The 7,466-nt window shown below is 62.7% G+C and carries 10 protein-coding genes; 3 read left to right on the forward strand and 7 right to left on the reverse strand.

What is annotated here, in order from left to right:
• Positions 1-553 (reverse strand): Tll0287-like domain-containing protein (locus tag AC1D0Z_RS13620; RefSeq protein WP_477658764.1); only part of this gene is annotated, 553 nt, incomplete at its 3' end.
• 158 nt (positions 554-711) lie between these two features.
• On the opposite strand from AC1D0Z_RS13620, the gene rlmB reads away from it, so the two are divergent.
• Both rlmB and AC1D0Z_RS13630 read left to right on the forward strand, forming a co-directional pair.
• On the forward strand, positions 712-1,464 hold the full coding sequence (gene rlmB, locus AC1D0Z_RS13625; protein WP_477658765.1) for a 23S rRNA (guanosine(2251)-2'-O)-methyltransferase RlmB: 753 nt from the start codon (positions 712-714) through the stop codon (positions 1,462-1,464).
• Positions 1,461-2,612: an NAD(P)/FAD-dependent oxidoreductase gene (locus tag AC1D0Z_RS13630; RefSeq protein ID WP_477658766.1), complete on the forward strand. Its 1,152-nt coding sequence runs from the start codon at positions 1,461-1,463 to the stop codon at positions 2,610-2,612. Before rlmB ends, AC1D0Z_RS13630 begins: the two co-directional genes overlap by 4 nt.
• A 28-nt stretch (positions 2,613-2,640) precedes the next feature.
• Here AC1D0Z_RS13630 and AC1D0Z_RS13635 read toward each other — a convergent pair whose 3' ends face one another.
• From AC1D0Z_RS13635 to AC1D0Z_RS13650, 4 genes are all read right to left on the reverse strand, one after another.
• Entirely contained in the window at positions 2,641-3,225 is a 585-nt protein-coding gene (locus tag AC1D0Z_RS13635) for a chromate transporter (RefSeq protein WP_477658767.1), read from the reverse strand.
• A complete protein-coding gene (locus AC1D0Z_RS13640) occupies positions 3,222-3,806 on the reverse strand; it encodes a chromate transporter (protein WP_477658768.1) in 585 nt (194 codons plus the stop codon). Before AC1D0Z_RS13640 ends, AC1D0Z_RS13635 begins: the two co-directional genes overlap by 4 nt.
• A gap of 167 nt (positions 3,807-3,973) precedes the next feature.
• Positions 3,974-4,948 carry a bifunctional helix-turn-helix transcriptional regulator/GNAT family N-acetyltransferase gene (locus tag AC1D0Z_RS13645; RefSeq protein WP_477658769.1) on the reverse strand — a complete coding sequence of 325 codons (975 nt, stop codon included), beginning with the start codon at positions 4,946-4,948 and terminating at the stop codon, positions 3,974-3,976.
• Positions 4,949-5,027: 79 nt separating this feature from the next.
• Positions 5,028-5,384, reverse strand: a complete 357-nt coding sequence (locus tag AC1D0Z_RS13650; RefSeq protein ID WP_477658770.1) for a cupin domain-containing protein — start codon at positions 5,382-5,384, stop codon at positions 5,028-5,030.
• Positions 5,385-5,466: 82 nt separating this feature from the next.
• Here AC1D0Z_RS13650 and AC1D0Z_RS13655 point away from each other — a divergent pair, with 82 nt between their 5' ends.
• Positions 5,467-6,324 carry an AraC family transcriptional regulator gene (locus AC1D0Z_RS13655; protein WP_477658771.1) on the forward strand — a complete coding sequence of 286 codons (858 nt, stop codon included), beginning with the start codon at positions 5,467-5,469 and terminating at the stop codon, positions 6,322-6,324.
• Between the two features lie 2 nt (positions 6,325-6,326).
• On the opposite strand, the gene AC1D0Z_RS13660 is transcribed toward AC1D0Z_RS13655, so the two are convergent.
• A complete protein-coding gene (locus tag AC1D0Z_RS13660; RefSeq protein WP_477658772.1) occupies positions 6,327-6,677 on the reverse strand; it encodes a hypothetical protein in 351 nt (116 codons plus the stop codon).
• 92 nt (positions 6,678-6,769) lie between these two features.
• Positions 6,770-7,466: 3-oxoacyl-ACP reductase FabG (gene fabG / locus AC1D0Z_RS13665; RefSeq protein ID WP_477658773.1), on the reverse strand; the 697-nt coding region annotated here is incomplete at its 5' end.

Here is a 7,466-nt window from a genome sequence, read left to right on the forward strand (position 1 = left end):
GTTTCCAGCCAAAGCCGTTGGCTTCTCCGTAGACCTTGATCATGCTGGCGGGCGCATTGGCCGGCACGCTGTGGCATTGCAGGCACGCCGCGTTGGTGATCTGGATGGGCTTGGCAATGTACAGCAGGCGGCCGGTGGCGGCGGGCCGCTCGGAAATCAGCTCTTTCGATTCAGCGTTCTGGCGGAACTGCTGGACGATGTCCGCTTCCCAGTCGGTGGCGCGGTCGCGCGGGTTGGTCGGGTTCAGCGTGGCTTCCTTGTAGCCGTAGTCGCGGTATTTTTTCTGGATGTGGCCAAGCGTTTCAGTGGCTGCGTAGGCCGGCACGGTCTGCGGCAGGAACACTTCTTCAAGTTGCTTGTCCAGGTGCGGCTTGATCTGCTCGACGGTGTAGGCCCGCACGGAAAGCGCGGTGTCCATCATGAGGCGGGCGTTGCGCAGCACTTCTTCGCGCGCGTTGTCCTGCAGCAACTGGCGTGAGATATACCCGGCGGCGGCAAAGCCGGCCAGAAAAACCACGATCAACACCAGATTGAATTTCAGCCTCAAGCCCATAGCGCCTCCAGGATGCCCCGCAGTAGCAGGACGAATGATTGAGCAGGTACAACAAATTGTTACTATTTTAGTCCTGCCCGGGGGCCATTGTGCCCCGCTTGTCGCGCCCTGGGCACCGGTAGTAATGCCAATTACGTCCAACAGTGATAATCGCTGCCATGTCTTCTTCTCCCAAAGTGCTTTTTGGCTTCCATGCCGTCGGCGTTCGCATCAAAACAGCGCCCCAATCCGTCCTGGAGGTGTTTTTCGATGTGTCCCGCCGGGATGCGCGCATGCGCCAGTTCACGGACAGGGCCCGGGAGGCGGGCGTGCGTCTCATCGAATCCGATGGTTTGCGCCTGGCAAAGATGTGTGGAAGCCACGGCCACCAGGGCGTGGTGGCCCGGGTCGACGCACTGGCACAGGTCAAATCGCTCGACGAATTGCTGGAGCAACTTGAGGAATCCGGTGTGGCACAGCCGCTGCTGCTGGTGCTGGACGGCGTAACCGACCCACACAACCTCGGTGCCTGCCTGCGCGTGGCCGACGGCGCCGGCGCCCATGCGGTGATTGCCCCCAAGGATCATGCGGCCGGTATCAATGCCACTGTGGCCAAGGTTGCCAGCGGCGCTGCCGAAACCATGCCTTATTTCATGGTGACCAACCTGGCCCGCACCCTCGGGGAGCTCAAGGAACGCAACATCTGGTGCATAGGCACCAGTGACGATGCGGAAAAAACGATTTACGACGTTGACCTGAAAGGCCCTGTGGCGCTGGTGCTGGGTGCCGAAGGCGAGGGCATGCGCCAGCTCACGCGCAAGACCTGCGACGAACTGGTCAGCATCCCGATGCAGGGCGCAGTGGAAAGCCTCAACGTGTCTGTAGCCAGCGGCGTGTGCCTTTACGAAGCCCTGCGCCAGCGCAGGGCATGACAACGCCGCTGCGCTTCGACCTGATTGTTATAGGCGCAAGTTTTGCAGGGCTGGCCTGCGCGCGCGCCGCGGCCAGGGCGGGCTTGCAGGTCGCCATTGTGGAAAAGAAGGCTTCTTCGGGCGACAAGCTGCACACCACCGGCATCATCGTGAAAGATGCCATAGACACCATTCCCTGGCTGCAGCAGGTGCCCGCGGCGCTGGTGCGGCAGGTGGACGGYGTCAGGCTCTATTCGCCCAACCTCCGCCATGTGGACTTGCATGCGCCCGGGTATTACTTTTGGGCCACCGACACGCCGGCCCTGCTGGACTGGATGTGCACCTCGGTGGTGGCTGACGGCGTTACCTTGCTGGCCGGTACGCTTTTCGAGCAGACCGCGCGCGACAGCGGCGGCTGGGCCGTATCGGTCAAGTCGGTCACCTCGCAGGAGCCGATGGTGCTGCAGGCTCGTTACCTGGTCGGCGCCGACGGCCCCCATTCACGTGTGGCCAAGGCTTTGGGCCTGTCACTCAATACCCAGTTTCTCTTCGGCATCGAGCGTGAATACAGCCAGGCACGGCTGGACGCCAACCTGCTGCACTGCTTCATTGACCGGCAACTTGCACCTGGCTACATCGGCTGGGCTGTCGCGGGCGCCGGCATTCACCAGATCGGGCTGGCCAGGCGCATGTCGCCTTCCGGCGCGTCCGTTCCTGCCAAAGAGGCGTGGATGGGCGCTTTCATGGAAAAAATCGCACCGCATGTGGATGTTGGCGGCGCGAGACCCCTGGCGACGCGCGCCGGCATGATTCCTTGCGGCGGAGTGCTCAAGCGGGTCTCCGATGCGCGTGTCATGCTGGTGGGTGACGCCGCCGGCATGGTGTCACCTGTGACGGCGGGCGGCATTCATACGGCGCTGCAGCATGGCGATGCGGCGGGAAGCGCGGTAGCCGCTTTTTTGCACGGTGGCGCGGTCGATGGCAGCGACCCGGCCGATCCGGCTCAAGGTCTGGTGCGGCATTACCCGAAGTTCCGTGCCAAGCGCCCCTTGCKCTGGCTGTTTGACCGCTTCCAGGCTGACTGGATCTTCAACCTGGCCCTGGACACCGAGCCCATGCGGCAAGCGGCCCGCATGGTGTACTTTCACCGGCGCGGCAAGCCCGAATAGACCCGCTGGATGGCCCGGGAACCGGGTACTAGACCAGCCCGTACCAGCCCAGCACCGCACCAGCGCCCAGCAACCACAGCAGGTGGATCTTGCTGCGCCAGACAATGACGGCGGTGGTACCCGCCAGCAGCCATACCGGCCAGTCCTTCAGGGAACTGCCATTGGCTGTGGCCAGTATCCAGCTGGTGGCGATCAGCAGGGCCACCACGATGGGCGCCATGCCCTGCTTGAAGGCCCGCACTGCGCGCAGTTCGCGGTTGCGGTGACCCCACTGGGCGGCCAGGTAGGTGAGGGTGGTGCTGGGAATGAGGATGCCCAGCATCGCCAGGAAAACGCCCAGGAGCCCGGTCAGCATGCCGCCGGCGTTGAGGCCCACGTTCCAGCCGAGCAGCGCGATGAACAGCACGTTCGGCCCGGGCGCTGACTGCGCGATGGCAATGGAGGCGTTGAACTGCGCGTCGGTCAGCCAGTGCTGTTTGTCGACCAGGAAACGGTGCATATCGGGCGCTGTGGTGATGGCGCCGCCGATCGACAGCAGCGACAGCGAGAGGTAATGCAGGAAGAGGTCAAACCATTCCCTCGCGCCGAAGACGAGGTGCAGCGATTCGGTCATGGTGCCAGCCTGCGGTAAGCGAGCAGGCAGGCCACGCCGCCCAGCCCCAGCAGCACGTAAGCCAGCGGAAAGCGCAAAAGGGCGATTGTCACGAAACAGGCCACGCCGAACGCGGCGCACAGCTGCAGGCCCAAAACGTTTTTCTTGAGCGCGCCGAACAGCTTCAGGCCCGTCGCGCCGATCAGCCCGGCTGCCACGGCGCCCATGCCGCGCAGCGCGCCAGCCACCCCGGGATGCCCGGCAAACTGGGCATAGACCACGGCCAGCAGCAGCACGAGCACCAGCGGTACCGTCAGCATGCCGGCCAGCGCTGCCAGGGCACCCTTGAGGCCGAAGTAGCGGCCGCCTATCATCAACGAGATATTGACGACGTTAGGCCCGGGCATGATTTGCGCGACAGCCCAGTCTTCAATGAATTCCTCGCGCGTCATCCAGCGCTTTTTTTCGACCAGTTCGCGTTGCACGACGGCCAGCACGCCACCAAAGCCCTGAAGCGCCAGCAAAGTGAATGAGATGAAAAGGTCGGAGAGGGATTTTGGTCTGGGGTGATCTTCGGCGGGATCGGCGGGAGGGGTGCTCATGCACCGATTATCGCCGCTTCATCGATGCACCACAGGCCGCGCGCGGGAGACCAAGGGATACCGTCTGCTATTAATAAGATAGCTGCTTGCGCTTGCCGTATAAGGGCTGGAGCCCGAAAGTATGGAGATGTGGCAGGCGCGGTGCAACGCCGTAGCGGCTCGAAGGCTTACAGCCGCAACTCCCAGGTTTCGCCCACCAGGTCCTTGCCAAAGCCATGCCAGGGCTCGCTTTTCACCAGCTTGAACCCGCGCCCGGCATAAATGGCACGCGCAGCGTCCAGGCAGCTGTTGGTCCACAGCACCATTTTTTTGTAGCCCTTGCTGCGCGCAAATGCGATGCACGCGTCGGTCAGGCGGCCACCGAGGCCCAATCCGCGCGTCTGGGGTGTGAGGATCAGCATGCGCAACTGGGCCACGGTGGCTGATTTACGCACCACAAATACCGCGCCGGCCCGCTCACCGTCGACTTCGGCTATCCAGCATTTCTCCCATTCGGGTTGGTAGTTTTTGAGGTACTTGCCGGCAATATCGGCCACCAGCGCCTCGAACTCGCTGTTCCAGCCGTATTCACGCGCATAGATCTCACCGTGCTGCTGCACCACCCAGCCCATGTCGCCCGGCTCCGGGTCGCGTAGCAGCATGGTCCGGGTCGCGCCAGGCTTTGTTTCGCCGGCCAGCAGCCGCTGCACCGTGGCCATCGCGCCCACTACCGTGCCCTGGTCGTGCGGCGCCAGTGCGGCCAGCAGGGCGGCCGCTTCGTCGCGCGACTTCTGCTGCAATGGGGCGAACACCGCATGCCCGGCCTCCGTCAACTTGAGCAGGCTTTGCCGCGCGTCCGCCGGTGAAGGCACGCGGGCCAGCCAGCCCCGGGACTCAAAGCGGCGCAGGATGCGGCTCAGGTAACCGGCGTCCAGCGACAAATCGCGCCCCAGTTCGGTCGCCGTCGGCTGGTCGCGGTGGGCCAGTTCATAAAGCACGCGCACTTCCGTCAGCGAAAACTCGCTGCCCAGGTATGGGTCCAGTACGCCGATGCGCTGGGTGTAGAAGCGGTTGAAGCCGCGGACCGCCTTGATATGTGCGGCGTTGGCGGCTGGCGCTAACGATACTGAAGGGGGAAGGGTGGGGGTGCTTGACGTGGCCATACTGGCTATCGTCAAGTAATTGATTGACAAAGTCAAGCAATTGATTCCCGGCTCATGCCTATCCCCGGATTCGCGCCCTTCAGATGACCCGCCGCGGGGCGGCCGTGGCCGCATCGCCGCTGTTGGGGGTGCCGGTCGGCTCAATCAGCAGCAGGTGCGCCTCTTGCGATGCCCGCGGGCGATGGCGCACCCCGCGCGGCACCACATACAACTGGCCGGGCTTGAGCGTGACAGTGGGCTGCCCGTCGATGTCGATGTGCAACTCGCCCTTGAGCACCAGAAAGAAATCGTCGCTCTCAGGGTGCGAATGCCAGCTGAATTCCCCCTGAACCTTGACAACCATCACGTCGTGACCGTTGAACTCGCTCACGGTGCGCGGTTGCCAGTGGCCTTCAAAGGTGGCGAGCTTGGCGTGCAGGTCTACGGCTTCTTGCATGAGAACTCCTCTTTCATTGCGATAAATTCGGTGAAAAGTGAGTTTCCTTGTCCAGCGCCGCTGTGTCTTGTACGATTGTTTCATGCATGAAGCCCAGGCTCAAACTCCCCAGGACTGGGCCCGCTTTCGTCCAGGCGCGCTGGCCGGTGTGACGCAGATGAATGCCCACTTCACAGAGCACACCTTCGAGCGCCACAGCCACGAAACCTATTCCATCGGGGTCACCGCCTCTGGCGTGCAGACCTTTCACTGCGGCGGCACGCTGCACGCCAGCCTGCGCGGCGACGTGATCCTGTTTAATCCCGACGAGCCGCACGACGGACAGCGCGGCACGCAGGAAGGCTTTGGCTACAGCATGCTGTATGTGTCGCCACAAGTGGTGAACGACTGCCGCGACAAGGAAGCCGGCCTCGACATGGCGGCTTATTTTTGCCAACCTGTGGTGCGCGACGCCGCCATGGGGCATGCACTGGCGCGCGCCATAGGCGCGGCAGGGCAGGCGCAGGAGTCGCTGCGCGCCGAAGAGCTCACGCGCGATGTACTGGTGCGGCTTTTGCAGCGCTACGGTGAGCGGCGCTCCGGCGATGAAGCCCGGTCCGCCGGCTCGATACGCATGACCCGAATCCGCGACTATTTGCGCAGCAGGTTTAATGAAGACATCACCGTGGAGGTCCTTGCACGCGAGGCGGGCCTGTCACGTGTTCACCTCACACGCGCCTTCGCCCGGCAGTTCGGCGTGCCGCCTCACACCTACCTCAACGCTGTGCGCATCGAACGCGCCCAGGCAGGCATGCTGGCCGGGTTGGGCCTGGCCGAAGTGGCTGCCGCCTGCGGCTTCGCCGACCAGAGCCATTTCAGCCGGCGCTTCAAGGGGAGTGTGGGTTTGTCGCCGGGGGCGTGGCTGCGGCAGATGAAGCCTTCCGCGGCCACAATCGGGTGAATCTATTGCAGGTCGGCAAATAAGGATTCCCCGCGGTCAAGCGGGTCCACAACCACGTTATAGATCTCGTTGATGCGCCAGATCGGGGTTTCATAGGCGGCCTGGCCCTGTACCTTCACMAGAAATGCGCTTTTCCTCTCGTGAGCGGCAAGGGTCAGCTCACAGGAGAACTCGATTTGCCCAGTGTCCGTCGAAATGGCGCTCACGAGTTCATGGCCGGCAAGGGAGAGGCGCTCGGCGCTTTCGTGTGGCAAGAGTTGGTCAACCTCATAGGTCCGCAGCACGATCGCAGTGATGCGATCGATGAGGTCGTCAACTACCGAGTTCGGATTTGTGACCATCTGTGGATGCATTTTGGGGATTCTCCTGCATCTCCCAAAGAACTAAAAAGCTATATCGATATTGCAGATTGTCATGAGCGGCATGTTGAATCGTGGAAGCCGCCCTAGACCGACATCCCACCAGAAACCTCAATCACTGCCCCATTGATATAACTCGCCTCATCGCTCGCGAGGAAGGCATAGACATTGGCAATCTCCTCGGGCCGTCCGAGGCGCCTGAGCGGCACATGGGCCTCCATCTCCTTGAGCACCTTGTCGGGAATAGTGCTGAGGATGGGCGTTGAAATAAAACCGGGCGCCACCGCATTCACGCGCACGCCCTTGGGGCCCAGTTCGCGGCTCCAGGTTTTGGTGAAGCCGATCACGCCGAACTTGCTGGCGGCGTAATTCGTCTGGCCGAAGTTGCCGTAGATGCCGACGACCGAACTGGCGTTCAGTATCACGCCGCTGCCTTGCGCTGTCATGGTGTCGGCTACCGCCTGTGCGCAGTGAAAGACGCCGCGCAGGTTCACATCGATCACTTTGTCGAACTGTTCGAGTGTCATTTTCTGCAGGCGCGCATCCTGGGTGATGCCGGCGTTGTTGACGAGGACATCAATACGTCCGTACTGGTCTTTGACCTTGCCGACCACTGCATCCACCATGGCGCGCTGGGTCACGTCCATCACATAACCGACGGCCTGCGCGCCCAGGGCCTGGCATTGTTTGACGGCTTCATCCACACCGGCTTGTTTCACGTCGCAGACGATGACGGTGGCGCCTTCCTGGGAAAACTTGAGTGCGGTGGCGAGGCCAATGCCC

The organism is Polaromonas sp. P1_E3, from assembly GCF_056405935.1.